Source organism: Leptospira alstonii serovar Sichuan str. 79601, assembly GCF_000347175.1.
In the GTDB taxonomy this organism is placed as follows: domain Bacteria; phylum Spirochaetota; class Leptospiria; order Leptospirales; family Leptospiraceae; genus Leptospira; species Leptospira alstonii.
Window position 1 is genome coordinate 24,545 of the sequence record NZ_ANIK01000064.1, and the last position, 24,642, is coordinate 49,186.

The following is a 24,642-nucleotide window of genomic DNA, read 5'->3' on the forward strand; positions in this document are numbered from 1 at the left end:
AAATATAGAAAACGGTACTACGCATGAATAGATGGAAATTCCTTTTTTTAGAAGATTCTTTAGTGGATCTAGAGTTGATTCAGAGGCAATTGAATCGCGCAAAAATCGATTACTACCCGATTCACGTCACCGATTCGGAAGGATTCACTCAGGCGATCCTGGATCAAAAACCTCATCTAATCCTATCCGATTTCAGCCTTCCCAAATACGACGGATTTTCCGCTTTGAAATTGGCTAAAAAAATCTGTCCTACGACGCCTTTCATATTCGTATCGGGAACTTACGGGGAGGACGCGGCCATAAAGACGCTTACCATGGGTGCGACGGATTACGTTCTCAAAGATAGAATCGAAAAACTTCTTCCCGCAGTGCAGAGAGCCTTACACGAAATTGAAGATCATGAATTACGCATAAAGGCGGAAAAGGAAAGATACGAACTCGAAGAGCAACTGATACAAAGCCAAAAACTGGAAGCGATGGGTGTTATGGCGGGAACTTTGGCACACGAGATCAACAATCCTTTGCTTGCGATTTCGGAGTATGCGGCCATAATCGCAAAAGGGGAAATCGACTCCAATAAAACAAAACAATTGGCTTCTAAAATTCGGGACGAAAGCGCTCGAATCTCCACCATTATGAAAAATCTTCTTCGATTTTCCAGGGACGATAAGGGATCGCTTCATCCCGTGGAAGTAGGAGAAATTTTCGTAAAACTGGAATCGATCACACAACAAATCTTTAAAATGAATCGAATCGACGCCTCTTGGAAAAACATCGAACCGGGATATTCGATTCAATGTAGGGAAGGTCAGATTCTTCAAATTCTTGTAAATCTTATAAACAATTCCGTAGACAGCCTGAATCAAAAGTATCCGGAGTATGACGACGAAAAAAGGATCATCTTGGAAAATTCAATCGTAGAAGAGAACAACAAGAAGTACGCCGAATTTGCGGTTCAGGATTTCGGCACGGGAATTCCGATCGATATTCAACAATCGGTCTTTAAAACTTTTTTTACGACAAAGGCGGCCGATAAAGGAACCGGTTTGGGTTTGTCGGTTAGTTTGGGAATCGCGAAGGAACACGGAGGTTGTCTTAACTTTGAAAGCGAACCGGGACAATACACTCGGTTTTATTTAAGAATTCCGGTTTTCGACGCGAGCACTCAGTAAACCTTAAAAGCGAGAGTTTCGACAAAAATCATACTTCTGATTGCAAAAAGTATGATTTTATGATATAGAAAGTTTTCGAATCCGCTTCGGTTAGGGTTTTTTCGGAGCGAACTTTAAGAAATGTTCCACTTCTTTTTTGCTTCCCACGACCAGTGTCGTACGCTCATGGAGTTCTTTAGGAGTGAGATCCAAAATCCTTTCTCCGTAAACGGTGACTGCGATTCCACCCGCTTGTTCCGCGATGAACGCCATAGGAGCCGCTTCATAAAGAAGTCTTAATTTACCGTTCGGGTATTTCGTGGACTTGGTATCGTTCGGATAGAGAAAAATTCCGCCTTTCAAGAGGTTTCTATGAAAATCCGCGACCAAGGAACCGATGTATCGACCCGACTGAGGTTTTTTCCCGCCTTCGATCGACTTGATGTCTCGAATATAATTTTTCACTTCATCCGACCAATAGTTGTAGTTTCCTTCGTTGATGGAGTAAATACCTCCGGTTTCCGGCATCTGCATATCCGGATGGGAAAGAATGAATTCTCCACAAGAAGGGTCTAACGTAAATCCGGAAACTCCTTTACCCGTACAAAGAACGAGCATCGTGGAAGATCCGTATAAAACGTAACCGGCGGCTCTCTGTCCGAAACCTTGCTGAAGAAGATCGCCTAACGTTCCGGGAGTTCCGCCGGGACTTTTCCGCAAATGAACGGAGAAGATGGTTCCGATGGAAACGTTCGCGTCTATATTGGAAGAACCGTCAAGCGGATCGATCGCGATGGTGTATTTTCCGATTTTGTATCCGTTCGGAACGGGAACAGTGTCTTCGTGTTCCTCGCTTCCTAAGATACAAAGATGACCTGAACGAGTCAGGGTGTGATTGAAAACCTTATCCGCATATTCGTCCAGTTTCATTTGGGTTTCCCCTTGAACGTTTACAACTTCGGTAGAACCGAGAATGTTTTCTAAAAGACCCGCTTTTCTAACCTCTCTGGAAACGATCTTAGCGGCGTAAACCAAATGGCTCATCAAAGCCGTAAAGTCCCCCGTCGCCTGAGGTAACTTGAGTTGTTCCTCGATAAGATACTGGGAAAGACTCAATGTTTGTGTAGGATGGACAGACATAAATTCCTCTGGGAAAATGATTCGAACAGAGTTTTCCGAGTGTCTCCGAATTCAAGCGAAAAGATCTCCGAAAAAGAGCTTATCCGAAAGTTGAGATTTAAAAAGAAACTTGCGATTTTTGAGAAGATTCTCATCCGATATATTGTAAGTAGAAGGAGCCTCCTATGGAATCCGCAATCAAACCGATCACACACAAATATAAAATTACGGAAGATCCCTTCGAAGAATTTTCGAATCAGATCGTGAGGGACATCCAAAATTCTCTGAGTAACGAAATCGTGATCACCCATTTCTATTTTCAGGATTTACATCCTTATTTTAAACTTTTGGGAGAACAAAGGTCCGGCGAAATCATGAAAGAGTTGAAGTCGATCATTCAGGCCCACCTCCGTCCTTACGATAAATTGTATGTCATCAGCCCGAGATCGATTCTTACGTTATCTCCGGATTGCAAGACGGAAGTGGTTCAAGCGAGATTCAACGAAGTCGTCTTTCAGGTAAATCATCTTATCGTGGATTATGAGATTCAATTCATGGAACTGGATTCTCCCATCGATTCGATCGAACCGATTTGGAAAGAATTAATCGTTTATTCAAAAGAGAAATGAAATTTGTTTAAAGCGACCTGGAAAGAGTTACTCGTTTTTCAAAAAGTACATGACGCTTGTTAAGCGAACTCCATTCATCTTTTTTAAAAAGTTCTTCAGGGAATGAACAGTTGTACCGTAAATTTTCACGAGGGACAACCCTCGGAGGAAAGAATGGATCAAGCAGAAAAGTTCAGAAAAACCCTGGCAAGGTACATTGACTACAGAGGGATCGACATCATCCTCCATCTTAAAAACGGAACCGTGATCGAGCTGGATAAAAACAGAAGATTGAACGGAGATGTGGTAATTAAGAACGGAAAAACAGGAATCGTGGCTCAAATTGAGATTTCTGAGATTCAAAAAGCGGAATTCTTTGCCGCGTAAATCGGAATTGTAGGAAAAACGACGCCTTTTTGAGATTTTGTCGGAAAACCCTTGACATAATGCCCCTTTTTTCTGGTATCGTGGATCTTGTCTACTTATTTCTGATTGGAAATCGGTAGCGATTGGTATGCAATTTTATCTCCAAACGAAATCGTTTGGAGAATGGCAATAAAACGAAGGAATCTAAAAATCGAATGGTAGGAATCATTGTAAAAGACGGGGAGTCGATCGAATCTGCTCTGAAACGTTTCAAACGCGACTGTGCAAACGCAGGAATTATGAGCGAAATCAAACGCAGAGAATACTTCGAAAAACCGAGTATCAAAAAGAAAAAAGCGATCGAATCCGCAAAAAGAAAAGCAGAAAAGAAAAAACGCCTTTTCTCTAAAAAAGACAAAGCCTAAAGTTCGGGCTTTGTTAAAATGGAATCAGTTTGATTCCCCTCAAAATTGAATCTTAAAAACCTATGTCCCTGCAGATAAAAATCAATGACGATCTGAAAGAGGCGATGAAAGCAAAGAAAGAACCTCATCTTTCCACGCTTCGTCTTCTCAAATCCGATATTCAATACGAACTGACTAAGACCGGAGCCAAAGAACTTTCGGACGATCAGGTTGTTTCCGTTATCAAGAAGGCTTTTGCAAAACGTCTGGACGCGATCCAGATGTATCAAAAGGCCGGAAGAAACGATCTTTTAACTCAGGAAGAAGGAGAGGCATCCGTTCTCAAAGAGTATCTTCCTCCGGAACTTCCGGAATCGGAGATCATCGCAACGATCGATCAAATCTTTGCGGAATTACAACCAACCGCAAAGGATATGGGAAAGGTCATGGGTAAAGTTATGGCCGCGTTCAAAGGAAAGAGTATCGACGGTACTAAAGTTTCGGCAATTGTTAAATCCAGGCTTTCCTGATCTTAAGTGAGACCCCTTTGTCTAACAAAAAGGATTTCATCGATCGAGTTCATAGGGAAGTTCCCATCGAATCTTACATTTCCCGTTTTGTTCCTCTTAAAAAACGAGGAAAAAATTTCTTAGGACTTTGTCCTTTTCACCAGGAAAAATCCCCTTCTTTTAACGTTTCTGCCGAAAAACAATTTTACTATTGTTTCGGCTGTAAGGCGTCGGGAGATCTCATCCGATTTGTGATGGATTACGAGAGAGTGGATTTTTCCAGATCGTTGGAAATTCTCTCGGAATACTCCGGAATTCCTCTGGAAGAAAAAAATTCCAAGAACGCGGAGATCTCCGACTTTCTTTATAAAATCAATTTAAAGGTTTCCGAATATTACCAACATCTGTTGCATACTCCGATCGGAAAAAATGCTCTGGATTATTTAAAGTCCAGAGAAATCGAAGATTCCGAAATTCGATTGTTTGGACTGGGTTATGCCCCGGAAGGATTTGAAACTCTTGCAAAAGAAGTCTTAAAAACCAAAGACGAAATCGCGGGAGCCATTCAGCTCGGACTTCTTCGAGAGAAAGAAGCGGGTAACGGACGTCCTTACGATTTCTTTCGAGACCGAATTTTATTTCCGGTTTTGGATTTATCCGGCAGAACCATTGCATTTTCCGGAAGAATTTTAGGTCCCGGAAAAGAAGCCAAATACATCAATAGTTCCGCCTCCGTAATCTTCGATAAGAGCCGCACCTTTTATAATTTTTTCAGAGCCAGGGAAGGGGTTCGTAAAACTGGCGAAGCCATGCTCGTGGAAGGATATTTGGACGTGATCGGACTCGTGAGAAGAGGTTATGAAAACGTAATCGCTTCCATGGGCACCGCGATTACGGAAAATCATATTCGAACTCTTAAAAAATTTGCGGAACGAGTGACGTTCGTTTTGGACGGGGACGTGGCAGGAAAAAAAGGCGCTTTGAGAGCCGCAGAGATTTGTCTCAAAGAAGGAATGGAATGTTCCATCGTTCTGCTTCCGGAAGGAAAGGATCCATTTGATCTCGCAAAACTCTTAAGCAGACCCGAGTTGAACGAACTTTTGTCGGAACAAATTCCGGGATCGGAATTCGTTGTCGGAGAATTGCTCGAAAACGCTGATTCTCGGGCTTTACCGGAAAAGAAAAGAAGGTCGCTTCAAAATCTATATTCTTTCATCCAGAGTTTGAATCGGGAAACGGACAAACAGTTCCTTTTGGGACTCGGAGCCAACAAACTCGGAATCAGTATGGAAGCGGTTCTTCGGGATTTTAAAGGCGGAACCGGGGCCAAGAATGGACCTTCAAATGCCGATACTAGTTCTAACCTAAGGGAAGTTCAAGGGATCTCGGGTCCTGCGTTGGATTGTGAAAGAAAAATCATCTCCATGCTCGTCAAACACACGGGACTGTTTTCCTATTCGGAGGAAATCTCTTCGATGGAATTCATGGACATTGCCAGTTCCTTTCTTTGGGATTATCTATATACGATTTATACGGGAGAAGGTGAAATTTCTCCTGTGAGAATTTTAGCCTCGGACGTTCCCGAGGATCTAAAACAAGCTCTGGCTCCGTATCTTTTGGAAGAGGATTCCGAAAAGGTGGAACCGGGGGAACTGCATAAGATTTTTCGAATACTTTTGTTACAACAAAAGAAGTTTAGGATCGAGGAAAGAATTCGGGAACTCGATCAAAGAAGAGAACGTTTTTTTACGCCCGAGGTCTTTACGGAACTGAGTTTCTACCGTAAAGAAAAAGAAAAGATTCTGGAGCATATCCGGAGTCAATCGGCTACCACATAAATAGAGGGAAATTGAATGATGGAAAATCTGCAAAGCATGCCTGAGGTTCAGAAGATTATATCTCTTGGAAAGGCAAACGGAGAAGTCTCGTACGATGATATCAACGAGATCCTTCCCGACAAAATTCTGAACTCGGAAAAGATAGACGATTTTTTTACCCTCCTACACGAGATGGGAATCGAAATTGTGGAGGAATACACCAGAAACACTCTGGAACCAGCTTCCACACTCGTTCCTAAAGACGATTCCAAACCCGCGAGAAAGAAAAAAGAATCCTCGGCGTCCACAAGCGGTTCCGAAGATCCGATCAAACTGTATTTGAGAGAAATCGGTAAGGTGAGTTTGATTTCCGGCGAGACCGAGGTCTTTCTTGCAAAAAGAATCGAGAAGGGCGAGAAAATCATCGAAGAGACGATTCTTAGTTCTTCCATTCTCAGAGCGAACTACATTAAACTTTTACCGAAGATCCGAAGCAAGAAGATCAAGGTCTACGACCTGATTCGCGTGGACAAGATGTATGCCCTCAATGCGGAAGAGGCTCACAAACTCGAAGAGTTATTTTTTAAGAATATTTTAGTCATCCAAGAACAGGAAAAAGTTCTTCAGGAAGCCGTTTCCAAGATCAGAAAGTATTCCGAAACTTCCAAAAAGTTCAAAGAATTTAAAGAGAAGATCGACGCCGCCACGGATATCATTCACAACGCAATCCGCGAACTGGGTGTTTCTCAAAAAGAAATTCAGAAAATTTCCCAGAAGATCAAGTCCATGGTTTTTAGAATCAAGGAAATCGATCGTCACTTCTTAAAGATCAAGGCTCAGTACGGTCAGGACGTTCGCGACATCAAAGCGTTCAACCGATTCATAGAAAAAAACGAGAAGTTAGACGACATCGAAGTCAAAATGGGAGTCAACATAGACGAAGTTCGAGAGGTCATCAAGGATATCCGAAACAACGAAAGAAAACTCCGTCGTATGGAACAGGAAGCGGGTTCTACGGTTCAAGAAATCAAGGACTGGGGCGAAAAGATCATCAAGGGTGAAAGGGAAATCTCCCAGGCCAAAAAAGAACTCGTTAAGGCGAATCTGCGACTTGTGGTTTCCATCGCGAAACGTTATGCGAATCGCGGAATGCACTTCTTCGATTTGATCCAGGAAGGGAATATCGGTCTCATCAAAGCGGTGGATAAGTTCGAGTATAAGAAAGGTTATAAATTCTCCACATACGCGACTTGGTGGATCCGTCAGGCGATCACAAGAGCGATCTCAGACCAAGCAAGGACGATCCGTGTTCCGGTTCATATGATCGAACAGGTCAACAAGGTCATTCGCGAGACCAGATTGTTCATCCAAGAATTCGGACGAGATCCGAACAACGAAGAAATTGCGGAAAGACTTGGTTGGCCGGTGCAAAAAGTCAAGATGGTCAAGAACGTTGCGAGGGAACCGATCTCCCTCGAAATTCCCGTAGGCTCCGAAGAAGATTCGGAACTGGGGGATTTTATTCCGGATACGGAAGTGGAAACTCCCGTGAATGCGGCCGCGTCCAGCATCTTAGCGGAACAGATCCGTCAGGTACTTCATACTTTGCCTGCGCGCGAGCAAAAGGTGATTCGGATGCGTTTCGGTTTAGACGACGGTTATCCGCAAACTTTGGAAGAAGTCGGTTATCAATTTAAGGTTACGAGAGAAAGGATTCGTCAGATCGAAGCGAAGGCCCTTCGAAGACTCAGACATCCGTCTCGTTCTAAAAAGTTAAAAGATTATATCGACGGTTAGGAATTGTCGGAGTTTCGACAGGGGTAGACTTCGAAAATTCTACTTGAAAATATTAGACTTTTATGATATACGGAGCGACGCAGCAGAACGACTTCGAATTCTATTTTAACGTGAATTCGATGTAGGAATATTCCAGAAAGTTCTCATGAACAGTTTTGCCGTTGACCGGCCCTTTGCGGATCATACTGAATCGCCAATAGGTGTGCATTGCATGGAATTTATGAAAATCGGCTTATTGCTTTTTTGGCTCGTTTTCCCCTTATCAGCGAATGATATATACTTATCCGAAGCCTCAAAAGGCAGGCCCGCAGATATTAAAGCTATCTTAGAAAGGGTCGTAATGTGCATCCATTTTCGTGGAGAAGAAGGGTATGACGCCGAGCGGAGAGCATTTCTAAAGAAAAAGTTTGCTGAGCTTAGATGCTCTAGGGTTGACAGAGATCTCAACGCCATTAAGAAGAAGTACAGTCATTCGAAGAAGCAATGGAAAATTCTAACGAAATCTGAGGAAATACTGCCCGATTAGATATCAGATACTTTTTCTGAGGAAACCAGAGCCGACCCAGATTTTCTTCCGATTCGATACGGTCTTCGTCCTACTCAGGGCAGGCCCCTTTGAACGTGGATCTATAATGAGGAGTTCCCTGAGTTGAGATGACTTGTCCTGAGTAGCTTCGAAGAAGCGTATCGAATGACTTGTTTTGGTGAAAGAAGTAGGAGTCCTACATTCTTAAGAGATAATTTTTGCCTGCGAAGATCAGATTTTTCTGATAAAGAAAAATTTCTCGAACTTCTTCCCGCCAATCCCACCACCTATCGAGCGATCCATAGAGAGCAAGATATTGAGTTTCCGAAACAGGGAACTAATTGAATCCTTCCCTATGGGTCAGGATTCAGGGCGCAGTTTTTTTACAATAAGACGTCGTTGTTCCTAGGGTCTTTAGAAATTCGAATTCTCCAATATTAGAAAATTAGAATTTCCTTTTCTATTCAACGATACGACTTTCTCAAACTTTCGATCAACTCAATCGCAGCAGATTCTTCCGCCTTTTTTGTTTTGTCTTTCCACTTGAGTTGTTTGGAAAGAAGGACCGCGACTGGAGCAACCATCTTTTGAGCGAGATCCAAATTCACAAAAAGAATTCGAAATCGTCTTGCAAGAACATCGGTGACGCCTAACGCGAATTCTTCTCGGGCCGCGAATAAAACCTCTTCTTCAAAGTAGGGGATTCCCTTTGCTAAAAGTTTCGGTTTTTTACCCAAGATTTCGAAAACTTCGGTTCCATAATAATTTTGTAATCTCTTTGCGAAGATCGTATTGACCTTATACGTTTTTTCGATTTCCAGATAGAGAGATTCCGAATAACCTTTCGCGCCCGGATACGAATAAAACTTCGTGGAACATTTCGTTTTGTTTTCCAAGTTAGCGACTTGGATGAGTTTGTCGACAAGGTCTTCCGCCATCTTTCTGTAAGTCGACCATTTTCCTCCGCCCATTGTGACAAGCCCCGAGTTGGAAACGAGGATGACTTCCTCTCTCGAAATATTCTTCGTATCCTGATTTCCTTCCGGAGAAATCAAAGGACGAATCCCCACAAACACGGAGAGAATATCTTTTTCGGTAACCGGATTTTCCAAATAATCGTTTCCCGTATCGAGTAAGAACCGAACCTCGTTACCGATCGGAAGAGGTTCGTCTCCCGGGTTTTCAATCGGAGTATCCGTGGTTCCCAGAATGACGTGATCCTCCCAGGGAATGATGAATACGACGCGTCCGTCTTTTGTCTTTGGAATGATCATTGCGGATTCGCAAGGAATTTTTTCTTTGGAAAATACCAAGTGAATCCCTTGACTCGGAGAAAGAACGTTAAACGTTCTTTGGTCGTCCAATTTACGAACGTGATCCACCCAGATGCCCGTCGTGTTTGCGATTACTTTCGCATAAACCGGAAAAGTTTTTTCGGTTTCTAAATCTTTGAGATTGGCACCGACGATCTTTCCATTTTTTTTAATAAAAGAAACGAGTTCGACTCGGTTGGCGACAGTCGCACCTTCTTTTTCCGCGGATCTTGCAAGAAGAACGTTCAAACGGGAATCGTTGAACTGAGCGTCGTAGTATGTGATCCCTCCAAAAAGTCCGTCCTTTTTGATCGCCGCAAATTCGGAGATGGCTTCGGACTTGGAAACGGATTTGTGAGAAGGAAGTTTTCCTTTTGAAGCGAGGATGTCATAGAGTGTAAGACCGATTCCGTAATACGGTCTTTCGTAAAAACGATACGCGGGAAGAACAAACTTAAGGGGTTTGACCAGATGAGGAGCGTTTTCCAAAAGTCGTTGTCTTTCCGTCAGAGCTTCGTGGATCAATTTAAAATGGAACTGAGCCAGATAACGTACTCCGCCGTGAATGAGTTTGGTGGAACGAGAAGAGGTTCCGGATGCGAAGTCTTTCTTTTCGATAAGAGCGGTTTTATAACCTCGTTTCGCGGCATCGAGAGCGGCTCCGGTTCCGGTGGATCCGCCTCCGATCACGAGGATATCAAAGGATTCTTTTTGCAGTTTCGAAATTTGTTCGGTTCTGTTTGGTTTTTCCATTTTGAGAATTCTTCCTGCTTTACAGGTTTCTTTCCCCCTACAAATTTGCATTAAGTTTCACAATCCAATCCGGATTTTCTTTCATGGACATTCAAAAACAAATCGAAATCATCCGTCGCGGCGCCGTTGATCTGATCAGCGAAGAAGAATTAAAATCCAAACTTCAAAAAAAGAAAACGCTCAAGATCAAGGCCGGTTTCGATCCCACCGCGCCCGATCTTCATCTCGGACATTTCGTTCAGCTTAAAAAACTAAAACATTTCCAAGACATAGGTCATGAAGTTTCCTTTCTACTCGGCGACTTTACGGCTATGATCGGAGATCCGACCGGAAAATCCGAAACCAGAAAAAGACTTTCCAAAGAGGAAGTTCTCGAAAATTCAAAGACTTATCAGAGCCAAGTTTTTAAAGTTTTAGATCCGGTGAAAACCAAGATCGTTTACAATTCGAGCTGGTGTTCCGGAATGAACTTTGAGGACGTCCTGGTCTTAAGTTCCAAATACAACGTCGCCAGAATGCTCGAAAGAGACGACTTCAGCAAACGCTACAAAGCCGGTCAACCGATCTCCATGATCGAATTCTTATATCCTCTCGTACAAGGTTACGATTCGGTTGCGATGGAATGCGACGTAGAACTCGGTGGAACCGATCAGAAATTCAATCTTCTCGTAGGAAGGGACTTACAAAGGGAATACGGAAAGGAAGCACAATGTGTTCTGACTCTTCCGTTGCTTGTGGGACTCGACGGATCTAAAAAGATGTCCAAGTCCCTCGGTAACTATGTGGGAATTACCGAGGCGCCGATCGATATGTTCGGTAAGCTCATGTCGATCAGCGACGAACTGATGTGGAATTATTTCGAACTCTTAACCGACCTTCCGCTACCCGAAATCGAAACTCGCAAGGAAGGAATGATAAAGAAAGAACTCCATCCGAAAGAAGTGAAGACCGAACTTGCAAAACTCATCATGGATCAGTTTTCTCCTTCTTCCGAAAACGAAGAGGCGATCGAAGAATGGAAAAAAATACATAACCCGAGATCGAGGGCCGTTCCGGACGATGTCAAAGAAGTAAAATTAGGAGAAGAATTTTTTGTGGAAACTCCGGAACCCTTGCTGGTTTGGGTTTTAAACAAACTTTCTTTTGTTCCATCCGTCTCCGAGGGAAGAAGACTTATCAAAGCCGGAGGATTGTATCTCTCCGAAGACAAAATCACGGACGAAAAACTCACGATTCAAAAAGGGAAAGAATACTTGGTGAGGCAGGGTAAAAAGGGAAAATTTTTAAAAATTCTTTCCTAAAAATGATTTGAAGGATTCGAAATTCTTCCTTTCAATCGAATTTGAATGTTAAGCGAAGAAGAATCATCGGAACTTTCCAGAACGATTTCCGAAATTAAAAAAAGCGGAATCGAATCCGAGGTGATCGAGCGAAAATTCAAAACTCTTCGTATCCTTTTTTCCATCGGCTTTTTTACATTCTTAGGCGCTACATCCGTTCTGATCTTAACAAATAGAATTTTCAGATTGGAAGCCACCGTCGAAAAACAAACGGTTCATATCGCTAGTCTCGAAGAAACCTTAACGTCTCTTCGTATCGAAGAACAACAACAGGAAGAGGAACTCCTTAAATTCAAATCCGAACTTTACGATACGGTTCCCGACGGAGATCTAACCGATCAGGTTTCCGAAAATAAAAAGAATCTAGAATCTCTTGCTAGTGAGGACGTGGGAAAAAACGTCAATCGGGGAGACGTCCGTTTTAAAGAGATCGCTTTGACCTTCGATTTGGGAACCGGAGAAGATTTAAAACTGATCTACGAATATTTGAATCGATTTCCCATTAGAATCACGTTGTTCGTTTCGAACGAAAACCCGGCGCTCAAAAACGGTTCCTTCTTTAGCAATACCAATCTTCATTATTTGAAAAAACTTTCGGAACTCGGAAATCGAGTCGTTTTCGGAAATCATACTTGGAGTCATTATAATATTCCAAGAAGTTTATACGAACCTTCTCTGCGTAAAAGGGCCTTACTCAGCTACGTTTCCGACGAAGTTCCGGACGCGGATTTTCTTCAACAGGAAATGAGAATGGTGGAAGAAAAATTCGAATCCGTCACCGGCAAACAATTGACCAAGTATTATCGTCTTCCTTACGGAGGTTTTGATCCTCTGGTGATCCGAATTTTCGGAAAACTGGGATTTACGCATCATATTTTTTGGAGTAACAATTCTGTCGGCTCCCTTGATATTCCGGATTTCGTATATAAGAAATTCATTTATAAGAAGGATCCTCAGAGCGGAAAAACGAGGATCATGCCGAACCCGAATTACAAAACCAAAGCCGAAGCTCTAGATTTTCTGTATCGTTGGGAAGAAGCGGATAAAAACGGTATGAACGGAGCCATCATTTTGATGCATTTAGGCTCGCCGAGACAATCGGAAAAACTCATCTATATTCTTCCCGATTTTATTCAGGAAATGCTTTCCAAGGGTTATAGTTTTGTAACCGTTCCGGAAATCATCAACGATCGTCAGGATTGATTTTTTGAGAGGATCCCTTCCTTAAAAATTACTAAACGCTGCCGATGAGTGCGCCGCAAATTTTAACACAAATCCACCTTTTAGGTACAGAATCCCTGGCAACCTTATCATGCAGCGCTTAGTAAAAACGAATTAGAACTGACCCCATAAAGCTCTTTTATATAGAAACAACGTTTCCAAACAAGACGAACTTACGAGGCAAGTTTTCTAATTATTCTTCCATACATTGTCCCGGCGCGTAACATTTGTATTGAGTCGCATGCCCGAACTCATTCAGTCTGTTACACAATGCTTTTCCGGTCTTGGCATCCGTAAAAAAATTATAAGAGTGCCAAATTGGAACGAAAAACTCGCGCTCCCCGGCATACGAATACACATTCGTTACCATTTCGTTGACACCCATAAAACCTTCGTAATTACAAGCCATTACCTTATTCGGCACAACACAAGGGCCATCAATGGATTCAACGACCATTTCATAACCGTATACTTCTTTCATTCTATCTACAAATCCTTGAGCGGATTGGTCCCATAAGGCCCTTTTATCCAAATAGGCGGTACTCCATTCTTGACAAAAAAGAACCTCTCCATTCTGCTTTTTGTATCTATAGCTATATCCAATCTTAAGCCCTAAACTTTCTCCTTCGCTTTCGGAATTTTTTTTCATCAGTAAAATCCCAAGAACTTCCTTCATATCCAGTTTTTCCTCGTTTTTGCAAAAGGGAAGTAGGGTAATAATCGCCAAAACGACCATGCCCATTCTTATATTTTTTTTCATTTAGTCTACATCTCCTTAAAGTTTGATTCTTATATTTTGTAATTTACAATGAATCCGTAGGTAAGGGGCGCGCCCGGAACTGCTTGAAAGGTACCGTCGATGTAGGAAGTGAAGTAATATTCGTTATTTAAATTATTACAATAAATGTATGCAGATAAACGATCCTCCTCGTATCCGATTTTAAGATTGGTAACCGTATAAGGGCTGCTATGGATCGTATTATCCGTTGCAAAAAACATCTTTCCTACGGCTTGAAATTCCCATCTGAAAAACATACCCCGTAAGGAACGGTATTGCAGATAACTTACGATATCGTATTGCGGAATAAAATGCACGCGTTTGCCGTCGAAATTCGTATTTAGAATTCGATCATAAAACTTATTGAATATTCCTTCCGTATATCCCGCTGAAAAACCGAGTCTTAGCGACGTCCACGGTTTTAAGTAGGCTTCCATCTCGGCTCCCCGAATCGTAACTTTTTCCGCGTTTAAGTTTACGGCCTCAGCGATGGAAATGGCTCTGATTACGTGAAAATCCGTCGTTTCCGTATAAAAATAGGTGGCATTGATTCCGAGCGTGTCTTTGAAATATTTCGACTTGATTCCGAATTCGATCGTATCGTTGATTTCCGGTTTGAAAGCCGCCAAAGAAGCTTGATTGACCACCGTACTATACCCTGCGTTTTTATAACCGCGGCTTAAACCCGTAAAGACCATCAAAGACTCGATGGGTTTATAATCGAAAATGATTCTAGAGACATTGTATCGATAGGAATCGTCTCTATTATAATGAGGAGATAAAATTCGAACGTCTCCGTACGGATTATCGAAAAGGACGCCTGTCGCGTCTCGGCTATGACCTATCCTAATTTTTTGAGTTTCAATTCTGGCTCCTAAGGTAAGAGTGAATTTTTCCCAAAACGTATAACTATTATGAGTAAACAGACTGAGTGATTTGTCTTCGATTCTTGAGTGATGTGTTTCTCTTGCGGGCGCGTTTAACCCTTTAAGGACGTTATATGTATATGATTGTGTCAAATGTTCCTGAGTAAAATCCTTATCTGATATTTTATGATAAACTAATGTTCCGATTTTAAATTGGAACGGCTCTTTTTTATTTTTGGATTCTATGTTTGTTTCCTGAGTTCGGGTGACGGATTTTTCTACATATTCCGATTTGGACATGGCGCTTCTCGTAAAATCGCCGTCCACATTCAGGGGATCGATTGCCATTTTTCTAATACTAGAAGCTATTTTAAAAACGGCTTTAGGAAGTTTGTAACTGATGTTGCTCGAATAGGTGTTCCCGGTTGTGTTGGAAACTCCTTCGTAATCCCAATATACTTTTCGAACCGATTTAGTACGATTGATATAGGTTCTAAAATTTTTCTCACAATTTTCCGGACTGATTGCACATCCTTTTACTAAACTTTTTCGTCTTTCCGTTTTGGAAGCCAGATAATTGACTATGTTTAAAGAACCGTCATCGAAACTTTCGGCGCTTGCTTGTAGATCGATTTCAAGATTTTCGATAGGCGTCCAATACAACCTAAGTCTTCCCGATTTTCCTCTTCTTCCGTCGGGATGAGTTTTATGAAATTCGACGGGCACATCCGAAACTAAATTATTTGGATAATGAAATCCCGTAATATTATTGAGGTACCCGCTTCTTTCGGTCGATTTTCCGGAAACACCTATGTAAAAAGTGTTTTTGATCAAGGGAGTATTATAGAAAAAAGAATATTCCTTTTTTTTATAATTTCCAAAATCGATCGTAAATCTGCCTTGAGGCATATTGTTCGGCTTTTTGGTATTAATCTCTATAACACCTCCCTGAAAATTTTTTCCAAAAACGGTAGCTTGAGAACCCCTATGCACTTCAATACTTTCCAGAGCGAACAGCTCCGTATTTAATGCGACATTGTCCGCAAGAGGAACCCCGTCTAAGATTATCCCCACGGACGGATCGCTGAACAAAGTACTTCTCATTCCTCTAATATTATAATATGTGAAATTACGAGCGCCCGAATCTATAATTGCAAAGTTCGGAACTTGCTTATCTATATCGTTTGTTCTGGATATACCCGTATCCAAAATGTCCTGCTCGTTGAATCTGGAAATGCTGCTCGGAGTTTTGAATATTTCAAGGTCTCTCCGATCTTTTTTACCCTGAACGACAATTCCGCCGTTTTTCCCGGAAGTCTCCTTGTTGGATTCGGTAGGAGTGGAACGTGAAGGTTCCTGTGCATAAAGAGTTGATAATATTACAAAAAATAGAATTTTAACGGAAAATTTACAAAGGCGGGATAAGATTCTGAAGTTTACAAAGTGAAATATGAATATTCGAAAGGTTTTATTTTGAATTTTACGATCTGAAAAAAGGAATTCAGCCTTATTACTTATATGACAAGGCGAAAAAGGAAACTCATGATTCATAGTGCACATTGGAAAAAGAACAATCAATTTGTAAAGATATAATTGATTCCAGGACTCAAAATCAATTATGGAAAAACATTGTTCAAATGGAAATTTCCAATCGGTGCACAATCGAAAAGTTGAAATTGAAATTTAAATGACAATCTATTGTTTTTATGAATTCCCTTTTATAGTTTCAAAAACTATGCCAAAAATATGTTCATATTATAAATCGATTATTCATCTATTTAGAGAATCTGTTGATAGATCTTTAGAATTAAGCCTTATCGTAAAACGGGAAGAGTGTGGGAATTCCAACGTTTCAAGTGGCTAGTGGATGGATAGAAATTAGGAGTTAGGACTTTACACCCCACAACAAAATGTAAGTATTCCGACAAGAATGGAGCTTTTTATACGCCTGCATTTTATTTTAAAAAAACTCGTCTTTTCAGCCTCCGCAAATTAAGAAAAAATTTATAGAATCCAAAAAACGGAAAATCTTACGACTCGTTATGGATCCGAATTAAGATTTTACCTACTCACGAAACCCAAACTTATATAAGTTGATTATAATAAACACTCATACTCGATTTTTTGAGGAGTTTGTAGTGTTTCGGACAGAGGGTTAAAAAACCGAGTGGAATTGACATCAAGAACTTCGCACAAAATTTTTTTCTATTTTTACAAAACTTTATTTTGGCCGATTTCGGCTAACATTTTATAAAAAGTTCCCTTGAAATCAAACCCTAAGTTTTGCAAGGTTCGATTCAAACAAATCCTAATTTCTCGCTTTCATTCAAAAATATTCTTTTAAATTCAAGTCTCTTATGTTTTGTACAAATTCAATATTTCTTTTTAAGGAAAAACGGTATTTAAAATCTCAAGTTCTTTTTTGAGATTTGCGTCTTTCCCCACAAGCGCAAAGATCGCTCGTATCATAACGTTTGAAATTTCCGAACTTTCGTAAATTGTAATATTTGTTTTGGATCCGTCGGATTGTAGTCTATAATCCCAGGTCCCTTTCATTCCGAAACTGCTTTCTTTCATCAGAATTTGAACCCGAGAGTTTTCCTCCTTTTCGATCATTTCGAAATGTATAAATCCTCCCATATCCGTTCCTTCTTTCCAAATCGGATATCCCTTTGCATTCTTTCCTTCGATGATCACTTCGGTGACTTCTTTTCTATATTTCGGGAGGTTTTCCAAATCCAATAAATGCCGGAATACTTTTTCCACAGGGGCGTGAATCGTTCCGGTAATATTACCTTCGAATTTCGGATTTGCAAAAATTCCTAAACCGAAAAATCCTAAAACAAAAAAAGCGATCGTTCCCAAAATGCCGTATAATATTTTCATACTTGTTCCTTTTCTCTCGTCTTACTTTTAAAACCTTACTGAATCCAGAATATATTAGAGTATCGTAAACTTCGGTAAAAATCCGCCATTTAGACGGCGACCCTGTTATACTACTTGTTCTCGGTAAAACCTTAGAACTTGAAATTTTCTCAAAATTCTTTTTCTTTATCCTTTGAAAATAACCATTCTTCCTTAACAATCCGAAATTTTTTGTCAAGGCAAATCTTTGGATCCGTTTACGAAAGTTTTCGGTTTACGATGCGCCAGCGGCCGGTAGGGCGCGAAGCGGTTCCGAAATTCACGTTAAGGCGCCGTTTTGTTGCCGGTTTTTACAATCGTTCGGAATCAATTTTTCGGAACGGAGGCGATAGCCGAACCCCGGACGAGACGCGGCGACGGAGCCTTTTTACTTTTTACTTCGTTTTTAGAATATTACATTCTTTGAATTTACTTTTCTCCGGCGGGCGCCAAAATGATTCGTCGACTTTTTTGTATTCCGTACTTTTTGCTTTTCTTTTTTATTTGCGCTTTCAGAATTAACTTCTTTACAGGAGAATCCTTATGCTGAGTCCAATGCGATCCGAAAAGTCGTCCATCCATCAAATTTGGAAGGAAGGAGCCGTTGTCATCAATCGAATTCGATTCGGATTGGTCATTCTTTTCTCTCTTACATTAATCAGCGTTTCCAAAACGAGTCATCCCACTCAAGTGATCGCCCACGTCGCAGGAACGGCTCTGATGGCCGGATATTGTCTTTTGGAATTCATTCTTCATCGTTCGGGTAAGGTAGGGGTTCGTTTTCAGAAAACGTTAGTTCTCTTGGACGTGAACATTCTTTCTTTGATTATGATGGCGGATTGCTCCATTGATGCTGCGCTTTCCTCGGGTACTCTTTCGAATATGCTTCTGTTCTTCATTTATTTTTATATCATGATGTATTCCTCTCTTTTAGGAGAAAGTCGATTCGTTCTTTTAATCGGGTTTTTTAGCGCGTTAGGCGTTGGATGTGCGATTTACGTAGCTTGGTTAAACGGTATGGTTCTCACGGAAAATCCCGAATTAGGGAAAGTTTCAGGCCATATGATTTTTTCGGTTCAGATCGTTAAGATTTCTTTTTTGTTCACGGCAAGCGTCATTCTAGCTCAGTTGATGAAACTCTTTGACAAACTCACGGACGAAGGTTCCAGACTCTATAAGGATTCTCAAATTCTTTTGGATAAACTTACCCAAGATCGTAAGGCCCTGGAAGATTCGGCTGAAAATCTAGAAGCGTCTATTCGTAAGTTCGCCGACTTTATCAATCGTACCGGCGAGAAGATGGAATCGCAAGCCGCCGCCATCGAAGAAGTAAACGCGGTGATCGAAGAACTTTCCGTCTCTTCTTCCAACACGACCCATTCCATCGAAACCCAAAACCTGAGTTTGAGTGAGCTTGTCGGGAATTCTGAAAAGTTAGACGAAATCCTAAAGAGTAGCGCGTCCTTGAGCGAGGCTCTCGCCGTTTTCGCCAAAGAGAATAAGGAAGACATGGAAAACGTTACGCTCGCAGCCGAAAAAACGAAATCTTATCTTATGGATATTACGAATTCGTTTAACAAAGTGGATGAGATCAATCGGATCATGAGCGAAATCGCGGACAAGACCAATCTTCTCGCTTTGAACGCTTCGATCGAAGCGGCGAGGGCGGGTGTGGCGGGTCGAGGTTTTGCGGTCGTCGCAAACGAGGTGAGTAAACTTGCGGAATTCACTTCCGGTAACGCTAAATCGATTTCGGAGATCGTCAATCAGTCGCGAAAATTTATAGAAGAAGCCAGAATCGCTTCTACGGAAACGGGCGATCTGACCGAAAATCAAAAGCTGAAAATTTTAGATACCGCCGATCGAATCGATAAGATGAATCTGTTTTATCTGGAACAGAAATCGATCATTCAAAAGTTCGTCTCCGAAGTGAATCGAATCAAATTAACTTCCGAAAAAATTCTCAGATCCACCCAAGAACAGATGATGGGGCAAAAAGAAATGGTCCAGACCATAGGAAATTTGGGCGCGGAAATCAACGAGATCAACGAAGATTCAGGGCAACTCCAAGAAGAAATCGTGAAAATCAAAACGCAAGCCTCCGAACTTAGGCTTTTGAGTATTCAATCCGCAGGTTGATCTGAGAAGCTAAAAATGGCAGAGAAGTTTTATAGGAACCTGAATTTTGAAAATGATATCATCCGTGTAAGTAAAGAGTCATAATTCGTTTGTAGCAAGTTTGGTTCATATAAGAACCTGTCCGCCAACTGGGCCGGAACCTTGCAGCTTAACTTTTTTGATAAAGTAAAATTAAGTTTTGGGCGCGCTGTTTAAACATACCAGGACTTAAGATGTCCGCAGGCCTATTTTAGATAGGATTTTACAATCCGATTTTTTAGAAATTTGTTGTTAAATAAATCCTTTCTAAAATAATCTCTTGAAATTTTAATCCAGTAGTTTATCTGTTCTTAGTTCGTAAGGAAGTAATTTTCATGATTCAAAAATGGTTTCAAACGGCTTTATTTTTAAGTTCAATTTTAGCGGGAATTTTGCTTCCCGGCAAAGTGTTTTCTCAAGCAAGCGACGCGGAAGCCGCCATCCAGGAAGCCTGTAATCGTTTGGTAAACGAGGGAATATATAAAAGCTGTAAGGCGGCTCCCGGATTTTCAGCACACCAAGGATATTACAGTCAATCCGCTCAGATCAAATGCGAGTGCATCAATAAAAAAGATAATCAAAAAACGATCGTTACGATCACTCTCGGTCAGTATTACTAAAAATCTTTTTTATTATCTATATGATTTTATTTTCTGGCATTCCGCTACCGGGTTCTTCTGGCGTTTACCCGGATCGGACTTTCATCGACAAGCTAAAACGACAACTTTCTAGTGAAGAGGATCGCTTACGTGAGTAGCCCTCCTTCACTTGTTTTCTCGCAATGAGACATAATATGTATTATCGGAAGTTGACTGTTGCATCAAATAAAAAAAATCTACTCCAAATCTTAGAAGAATCAATCTAGTGCATTATGAAACTGAATCTACTGGAGATACGAGATCTTCAAGGAAAAGATACCGTTGGGCTTTCAAGTAAGAAAAAAGTCTGATCCTCAATGAATTCGTAGATTTGAAGCCCCGCCAGATATAATCAACGCAAGAACAATTCTACGAGAAACTAGGAAGAAAAAATCTCCTTCAAAAAAAGACCGGATTAGAACCAAATGAATCTTTTCAATTGAATTCCTCGTAGAACCTTTATTGGATTTTATCGATTCGAACTTGAGAATATTTTAATAAGATGTTGCGCGAGTCTTACTCCTGCATTTGCAAGCTGGTGTTTCACTACCGGTGTTGCGTTTTGAATATAGGCGTCCGAGATTTTTACCGTTGAACGGTCGTTTGGAATTCCGTCGTAAGCTACATTACGAGCAAATTGAAAACCTTGGAGAGCCCAAACCTCCGGAGTATTTTGTGCTTCGGATTGTGCAAAAGCAATGTCCGGTTTTAAAATAATCGATACTGTGATAGGATTGGTGCTGATAAAATTCACTAGATTCGTATCCCAAATTCCGTGTAAACTAGACCTACGCTTTCCGATTTGCACTCTGACTCTATTACCGCCAAGATCATTGTTTCTTTCTGCGACATGTAATGGCTGATGTATATCTCCAATAAAATGTACTACAAACGAAAGCGCTTGTAATCTTTTTCCATTGGTTTGGGTGGAATCCGCCAGCACGCTACTCCATCTATCGATTTCAGTGATCACACAAGAAGATTTGCAAATTTTTACGATATCTTCATGCGTCGGAGTAACCAAAGAAACGGGAATATCTATAAAGTGCCATGAACCGGTATTTGTGGGCGGCTGCGGATCCGTAAATATTTGATTACAAATCGGACTCATCGGTCTTTTTTCGGATTGGAATACTCTAAGTTCGTCGGGGCACGTGGATATTTGTTCTAAAGTTAGTTTTCCTAAAATATTATTTATTTGTTCAAATCCTTTAGAATTCTCTAATATCTTCTGCGCAATCATTCCGATTACCTCATGCCCTTCATGTCCCCATCCATAAACATTTGAATTTACTAATAAAGTAACAGTAATCAAAATTGCAAACTTCACCCGATTGATTGTTTTCATTCAAATTTCTCCTCATTAAATTTTCAGAAATATGAATTTTATTACAAGTAAAATTCAAAAGGATAGATCATACTTTCAAACATCACTTAAGGAATTAAATTATAAAAATTGAATATATTATATTTAAGCCGACTATGAATAATCATTCTACTTGAGTATTAGGTGGTGGGAAATAAACTCAATGAATTGCTTCCTCAACTCAATCTCGTTTCCTACGGGTTGTTCGATAGGTCGCGAAATAGGTGCCTCATTCTCTATGGATCCTCTATAAAATGAAATTATAAACGCGATATAACCCGCAAAACGACGATTTGAACGGAAATTTTAATCGTAGGAGCCTGTGTGAATGGATTTACAATTGAACCTTGTTCTGAAATTCTAAAAACCCCATGACAACCCCTGATGTTTCCGTTATTCTTCCCACATACAACGAAAGGGAAAACATACAGATTCTCGTTCCGAAAATTACGAAGGTTCTTAAAGCGTATCCTCACGAAATCATTCTTATAGACGACAATAGTCCCGATAGAACTTGGGAGGTGGCGGAGAATTTAAAAACCGTTCATAAAAATCTAATCGTCATTCGTAGAATGGAAGCCAGAGGCCTTTCTTCGGCGGTAATCTCGGGAATGTCCGTCGCAAAAGGAAAGGTCTTCGTCGTGATGGATGCGGATCTTCAACACGACGAAAAAATTCTTCCCACTCTCGTATCTCCGATTCTAAAAAATAGATCGGACATTAGCGTCGGAACCAGATATATAAACGGCGGCTCGGTTTCCGACTGGTCTTGGATTCGAAAAAACTTCAGTGTGTTTGCAACTCGTCTCACAAAACTACTCTTGCCGATTCCGGTTTCCGATCCGATGAGCGGGTACTTCGCGATTTCCCGTTCCTATTTTCAAAAATCGGCCGATCGGATCAATCCAAGGGGATTTAAAATTCTATTAGAATTTTTGAATGTATCGGAACAAAGACCGAAAATTTCGGAAGTCGCCTATACGTTTCAGAGCAGACGGTTCGGCAAAACGAAGTTGGACGGATCGGTGATTCGAAACTATTTGATCGCGCTGCTCGATCTTAGATTCGGAAAAAAAATATCCCCTACTTTTTTTCTTTATTCCTTGGTCGGTTCATTCGGGGTGCTCGTAAATTTATCCGGGTTTTTGATCGCGGAAACGTTTCGTTTTCCGGAAATTTCCACCCCTTTTCGATTTTTGAATCCGCTCTACACTTCGGTTCTTTTCGGGATCGAGATGTCCATTCTTTCCAATTTTGTTTTGAACAACTATTTTACCTTTTATGAAAAACGTTATATAGGAATTCAGCTCATCCGGGGATTGGTTTTATTCCATCTCGTAAGCCTTTTGGGGCTTTTGATTCAAATCAGCGTATTTCAGCTTTTGTATCATAGAATTTTCGTCTATGAATTGCAATCTTCCGGACTTCTGATTAAAATAATCTCGGATTCGTTCGCCATTTTAACGGCGATGATTACAAATTATTTCTTAAACTTAAACGTCACGTGGAAAGGTTCCAAGGATTGATTCGAGTTTAAAGGAGAATCTATGGTCAAGGTTTTGGTTCCTTTCGCGGAAGGAATGGAGGAAATGGAAGCGGTGATCATCGTGGACGTGCTGAGGCGCGCCGGTATCCAAGTCACGAGCGCTTCCCTCAAAAAAGGTCCGGTCACCGCCTCCAGAGGCGTCAAACTTTTGGCCGACGAGGTCATCGATAAAATCCGAATTCATGACTTCGATATGATCGTACTTCCGGGAGGAAACGGCGGTACCAAAGCTCTCGGAGCCGATCCTAAAATCGTAGAACTTCTCAAAGACGCAAAAAAACACGGTCAATGGATAGCGGCGATCTGTGCAGCGCCGAGTATTTTAGTACATCAGAATATTCTTACAAACGAGGATCGTTTTACAGCGTTTCCGGGTGTAGTATCCGACGCTCCCGGTTATACGGGATCCAGACTGGAAATCTCCGGAAAGATCATAACGAGCGTGGGGCCGGGATCCGCATTTGAATTTGCCTTGGAACTCGTTCGGATTTTGAGCGGTGAAGAGACGATGTTAAAAGTCAAATCCGCTCTTCAACTTCCTGAATGAAAGAATTCGTTTCCAAACACAAACATCACTTCCAAAAAATCACGGCGATCACCGGAGCCGGAATTTCTGCGGAAAGCGGAATTCCCACGTTTCGAGGAGCGGACGGTCTCTGGAAAAACTTTCGTGCGGAAGACCTTGCAACTCCCCAGGCCTTTCAAAAAAATCCGAAGTTGGTCTGGGAATGGTATCTCTGGAGACGAGGTATTATTGAAACCAAAGATCCAAATTCTGGACACGAAGCGCTTGCAGAATTAGAAAAACGTCATACTGATTTCTTTCTGATCACTCAAAACGTGGACGGCCTTCACTCGAGAGCCGGTTCGAAAAAGCTCATTGAAATTCACGGAAACATTTTTATCAATCGTTGCAGTTCCTGCGACAATGAAATCCTAATTCCGATTTCAACTCCAAACGAGCCGCTTCCGAAATGTAATGTTTGCGGGTCACTTTTTCGCCCCGGCGTCGTTTGGTTTGGAGAATCCTACGATGAATCTAAACTCAAACAGTCGATTCTGAGAATGCGAAATACGGATCTCCTTTTGATCATCGGCACGTCGGGAGCCGTTAGTATGCCCGTTTATCTGGCCGAGATCGCAAAAGAATCAGGTTCGATAATAATCGAGATCAACCCGGAAGAAAGTTCCTTTACCCCCTCTGTCGATCTATTTTTAAAAGGAAAATCGGGTGAAATTCTACCCGACCTCATCCACGAAATCATTTCGATTTGAACCGATCAAAAGCCCGAGATTGAATTCAATTTTATAATACCGCAGCAGTTTCTCCGAAAAGGAAATTGACATAGGTCCTTTTCAAAAATTGTCTTATAAACCGAATGAGTAACTCGCATCAAATCGCTCCATGAGTCCGTTATCCGAACCAATCAACCGCGGATAAAGTTAGAGTTACGAATCAACAT

Annotated in this window: 21 protein-coding genes; 15 read left to right on the plus strand and 6 right to left on the minus strand. The window is 41.2% G+C overall.

What is annotated here, in order from left to right; translation table 11 throughout:
- Positions 1-23 precede the first annotated feature (23 nt).
- Positions 24-1,172: a hybrid histidine kinase/response regulator LvrB gene (lvrB, locus tag LEP1GSC194_RS13280; protein ID WP_020774117.1), complete on the plus strand. Its 1,149-nt coding sequence runs from the start codon at positions 24-26 to the stop codon at positions 1,170-1,172.
- Positions 1,173-1,262: 90 nt separating this feature from the next.
- Here lvrB and fbp read toward each other — a convergent pair whose 3' ends face one another.
- Positions 1,263-2,291 carry a class 1 fructose-bisphosphatase gene (gene fbp / locus LEP1GSC194_RS13285; protein ID WP_020774095.1) on the minus strand — a complete coding sequence of 343 codons (1,029 nt, stop codon included), beginning with the start codon at positions 2,289-2,291 and terminating at the stop codon, positions 1,263-1,265.
- A 164-nt stretch (positions 2,292-2,455) separates the two neighbouring features.
- Here fbp and LEP1GSC194_RS13290 point away from each other — a divergent pair, with 164 nt between their 5' ends.
- The 7 genes from LEP1GSC194_RS13290 (at position 2,456) to LEP1GSC194_RS23135 (ending at position 8,297) form a co-directional block, all read left to right on the plus strand.
- Positions 2,456-2,899 (plus strand): hypothetical protein, encoded by a 444-nt coding sequence (locus LEP1GSC194_RS13290; RefSeq protein ID WP_017809127.1) that lies wholly within the window; start codon positions 2,456-2,458, stop codon positions 2,897-2,899.
- Positions 2,900-3,052: 153 nt separating this feature from the next.
- The gene (locus LEP1GSC194_RS13295) at positions 3,053-3,265 is read left to right on the plus strand and encodes a hypothetical protein (protein ID WP_036042858.1); all 213 of its coding nucleotides are present in this window, start codon (positions 3,053-3,055) and stop codon (positions 3,263-3,265) included.
- A 194-nt stretch (positions 3,266-3,459) separates the two neighbouring features.
- Positions 3,460-3,669, plus strand: coding sequence for a 30S ribosomal protein S21 (rpsU, locus tag LEP1GSC194_RS13300; protein WP_000232823.1), 210 nt, complete (start codon positions 3,460-3,462; stop codon positions 3,667-3,669).
- Between the two features lie 62 nt (positions 3,670-3,731).
- Positions 3,732-4,178 (plus strand): GatB/YqeY domain-containing protein, encoded by a 447-nt coding sequence (locus LEP1GSC194_RS13305; protein ID WP_017809123.1) that lies wholly within the window; start codon positions 3,732-3,734, stop codon positions 4,176-4,178.
- Between the two features lie 17 nt (positions 4,179-4,195).
- The gene (gene dnaG / locus LEP1GSC194_RS13310; RefSeq protein ID WP_020774104.1) at positions 4,196-5,995 is read left to right on the plus strand and encodes a DNA primase; all 1,800 of its coding nucleotides are present in this window, start codon (positions 4,196-4,198) and stop codon (positions 5,993-5,995) included.
- 18 nt (positions 5,996-6,013) lie between these two features.
- Positions 6,014-7,771, plus strand: a complete 1,758-nt coding sequence (rpoD, locus tag LEP1GSC194_RS13315; RefSeq protein WP_036042859.1) for an RNA polymerase sigma factor RpoD — start codon at positions 6,014-6,016, stop codon at positions 7,769-7,771.
- Positions 7,772-7,991: 220 nt separating this feature from the next.
- Positions 7,992-8,297, plus strand: coding sequence for a hypothetical protein (locus LEP1GSC194_RS23135; protein WP_081605101.1), 306 nt, complete (start codon positions 7,992-7,994; stop codon positions 8,295-8,297).
- Positions 8,298-8,761: 464 nt separating this feature from the next.
- Here LEP1GSC194_RS23135 and LEP1GSC194_RS13325 read toward each other — a convergent pair whose 3' ends face one another.
- Positions 8,762-10,414 (minus strand): glycerol-3-phosphate dehydrogenase/oxidase, encoded by a 1,653-nt coding sequence (locus LEP1GSC194_RS13325; protein ID WP_020774079.1) that lies wholly within the window; start codon positions 10,412-10,414, stop codon positions 8,762-8,764.
- Between the two features lie 32 nt (positions 10,415-10,446).
- Between LEP1GSC194_RS13325 and tyrS the strand changes: the two genes are divergently transcribed.
- Entirely contained in the window at positions 10,447-11,664 is a 1,218-nt protein-coding gene (tyrS, locus tag LEP1GSC194_RS13330) for a tyrosine--tRNA ligase (protein WP_020774106.1), read from the plus strand.
- Positions 11,665-11,709: 45 nt separating this feature from the next.
- On the plus strand, positions 11,710-12,906 hold the full coding sequence (locus LEP1GSC194_RS13335; RefSeq protein WP_036042840.1) for a polysaccharide deacetylase family protein: 1,197 nt from the start codon (positions 11,710-11,712) through the stop codon (positions 12,904-12,906).
- Positions 12,907-13,117: 211 nt separating this feature from the next.
- Here LEP1GSC194_RS13335 and LEP1GSC194_RS13340 read toward each other — a convergent pair whose 3' ends face one another.
- From LEP1GSC194_RS13340 to LEP1GSC194_RS13350, 3 genes are all read right to left on the minus strand, one after another.
- The gene (locus LEP1GSC194_RS13340; RefSeq protein ID WP_017809117.1) at positions 13,118-13,684 is read right to left on the minus strand and encodes an LIC_11695 family lipoprotein; all 567 of its coding nucleotides are present in this window, start codon (positions 13,682-13,684) and stop codon (positions 13,118-13,120) included.
- A 29-nt stretch (positions 13,685-13,713) separates the two neighbouring features.
- Positions 13,714-16,119: a TonB-dependent receptor gene (locus LEP1GSC194_RS13345; protein WP_020774052.1), complete on the minus strand. Its 2,406-nt coding sequence runs from the start codon at positions 16,117-16,119 to the stop codon at positions 13,714-13,716.
- An 834-nt stretch (positions 16,120-16,953) separates the two neighbouring features.
- Positions 16,954-17,454, minus strand: a complete 501-nt coding sequence (locus LEP1GSC194_RS13350) for an SRPBCC family protein (RefSeq protein WP_017809116.1) — start codon at positions 17,452-17,454, stop codon at positions 16,954-16,956.
- Positions 17,455-18,015: 561 nt separating this feature from the next.
- On the opposite strand from LEP1GSC194_RS13350, the gene LEP1GSC194_RS13360 reads away from it, so the two are divergent.
- Both LEP1GSC194_RS13360 and LEP1GSC194_RS13365 read left to right on the plus strand, forming a co-directional pair.
- Entirely contained in the window at positions 18,016-19,611 is a 1,596-nt protein-coding gene (locus LEP1GSC194_RS13360) for a methyl-accepting chemotaxis protein (protein ID WP_020774108.1), read from the plus strand.
- A 353-nt stretch (positions 19,612-19,964) separates the two neighbouring features.
- Complete coding sequence (locus LEP1GSC194_RS13365) at positions 19,965-20,249, plus strand: hypothetical protein (protein WP_020774085.1); 285 nt, start codon at positions 19,965-19,967, stop codon at positions 20,247-20,249.
- A 487-nt stretch (positions 20,250-20,736) separates the two neighbouring features.
- Here LEP1GSC194_RS13365 and LEP1GSC194_RS13370 read toward each other — a convergent pair whose 3' ends face one another.
- Positions 20,737-21,615: a S1/P1 nuclease gene (locus LEP1GSC194_RS13370; protein WP_020774081.1), complete on the minus strand. Its 879-nt coding sequence runs from the start codon at positions 21,613-21,615 to the stop codon at positions 20,737-20,739.
- Positions 21,616-22,004: 389 nt separating this feature from the next.
- On the opposite strand from LEP1GSC194_RS13370, the gene LEP1GSC194_RS13375 reads away from it, so the two are divergent.
- The 3 genes from LEP1GSC194_RS13375 to LEP1GSC194_RS13385 are packed head-to-tail and all read left to right on the plus strand — an operon-like array spanning position 22,005 to position 24,454.
- The gene (locus LEP1GSC194_RS13375; protein ID WP_017809016.1) at positions 22,005-23,159 is read left to right on the plus strand and encodes a glycosyltransferase; all 1,155 of its coding nucleotides are present in this window, start codon (positions 22,005-22,007) and stop codon (positions 23,157-23,159) included.
- Between the two features lie 21 nt (positions 23,160-23,180).
- Positions 23,181-23,726, plus strand: a complete 546-nt coding sequence (locus LEP1GSC194_RS13380) for a DJ-1 family glyoxalase III (protein ID WP_020774107.1) — start codon at positions 23,181-23,183, stop codon at positions 23,724-23,726.
- On the plus strand, positions 23,723-24,454 hold the full coding sequence (locus LEP1GSC194_RS13385; RefSeq protein ID WP_020774105.1) for an SIR2 family NAD-dependent protein deacylase: 732 nt from the start codon (positions 23,723-23,725) through the stop codon (positions 24,452-24,454). The genes LEP1GSC194_RS13380 and LEP1GSC194_RS13385 overlap by 4 nt, the downstream gene beginning before the upstream one ends.
- Positions 24,455-24,642: the final 188 nt, after the last annotated feature.

Bases quoted from the DNA above. Each gene is read 5' to 3' on its own strand.
- LEP1GSC194_RS13295 (WP_036042858.1), top strand. From the start codon at position 3,053: ATGGATCAAGCAGAAAAGTTCAGAAAAACCCTGGCAAGGTACATTGAC.
- LEP1GSC194_RS13370 (WP_020774081.1), bottom strand. From the start codon at position 21,615: ATGAAAACAATCAATCGGGTGAAGTTTGCAATTTTGATTACTGTTACT.
- LEP1GSC194_RS13350 (WP_017809116.1), bottom strand. From the start codon at position 17,454: ATGAAAATATTATACGGCATTTTGGGAACGATCGCTTTTTTTGTTTTA.
- LEP1GSC194_RS13325 (WP_020774079.1), bottom strand. From the start codon at position 10,414: ATGCAAATTTGTAGGGGGAAAGAAACCTGTAAAGCAGGAAGAATTCTC.
- LEP1GSC194_RS13385 (WP_020774105.1), top strand. From the start codon at position 23,723: ATGAAAGAATTCGTTTCCAAACACAAACATCACTTCCAAAAAATCACG.
- rpoD (WP_036042859.1), top strand. From the start codon at position 6,014: ATGGAAAATCTGCAAAGCATGCCTGAGGTTCAGAAGATTATATCTCTT.
- LEP1GSC194_RS13375 (WP_017809016.1), top strand. From the start codon at position 22,005: ATGACAACCCCTGATGTTTCCGTTATTCTTCCCACATACAACGAAAGG.
- LEP1GSC194_RS13290 (WP_017809127.1), top strand. From the start codon at position 2,456: ATGGAATCCGCAATCAAACCGATCACACACAAATATAAAATTACGGAA.
- LEP1GSC194_RS13380 (WP_020774107.1), top strand. From the start codon at position 23,181: ATGGTCAAGGTTTTGGTTCCTTTCGCGGAAGGAATGGAGGAAATGGAA.
- lvrB (WP_020774117.1), top strand. From the start codon at position 24: ATGAATAGATGGAAATTCCTTTTTTTAGAAGATTCTTTAGTGGATCTA.
- LEP1GSC194_RS13365 (WP_020774085.1), top strand. From the start codon at position 19,965: ATGATTCAAAAATGGTTTCAAACGGCTTTATTTTTAAGTTCAATTTTA.
- LEP1GSC194_RS13340 (WP_017809117.1), bottom strand. From the start codon at position 13,684: ATGAAAAAAAATATAAGAATGGGCATGGTCGTTTTGGCGATTATTACC.
- LEP1GSC194_RS13305 (WP_017809123.1), top strand. From the start codon at position 3,732: ATGTCCCTGCAGATAAAAATCAATGACGATCTGAAAGAGGCGATGAAA.
- LEP1GSC194_RS13360 (WP_020774108.1), top strand. From the start codon at position 18,016: ATGCTGAGTCCAATGCGATCCGAAAAGTCGTCCATCCATCAAATTTGG.
- tyrS (WP_020774106.1), top strand. From the start codon at position 10,447: ATGGACATTCAAAAACAAATCGAAATCATCCGTCGCGGCGCCGTTGAT.
- LEP1GSC194_RS13335 (WP_036042840.1), top strand. From the start codon at position 11,710: ATGTTAAGCGAAGAAGAATCATCGGAACTTTCCAGAACGATTTCCGAA.
- fbp (WP_020774095.1), bottom strand. From the start codon at position 2,291: ATGTCTGTCCATCCTACACAAACATTGAGTCTTTCCCAGTATCTTATC.
- rpsU (WP_000232823.1), top strand. From the start codon at position 3,460: ATGGTAGGAATCATTGTAAAAGACGGGGAGTCGATCGAATCTGCTCTG.
- LEP1GSC194_RS13345 (WP_020774052.1), bottom strand. From the start codon at position 16,119: ATGAATCATGAGTTTCCTTTTTCGCCTTGTCATATAAGTAATAAGGCT.
- LEP1GSC194_RS23135 (WP_081605101.1), top strand. From the start codon at position 7,992: ATGAAAATCGGCTTATTGCTTTTTTGGCTCGTTTTCCCCTTATCAGCG.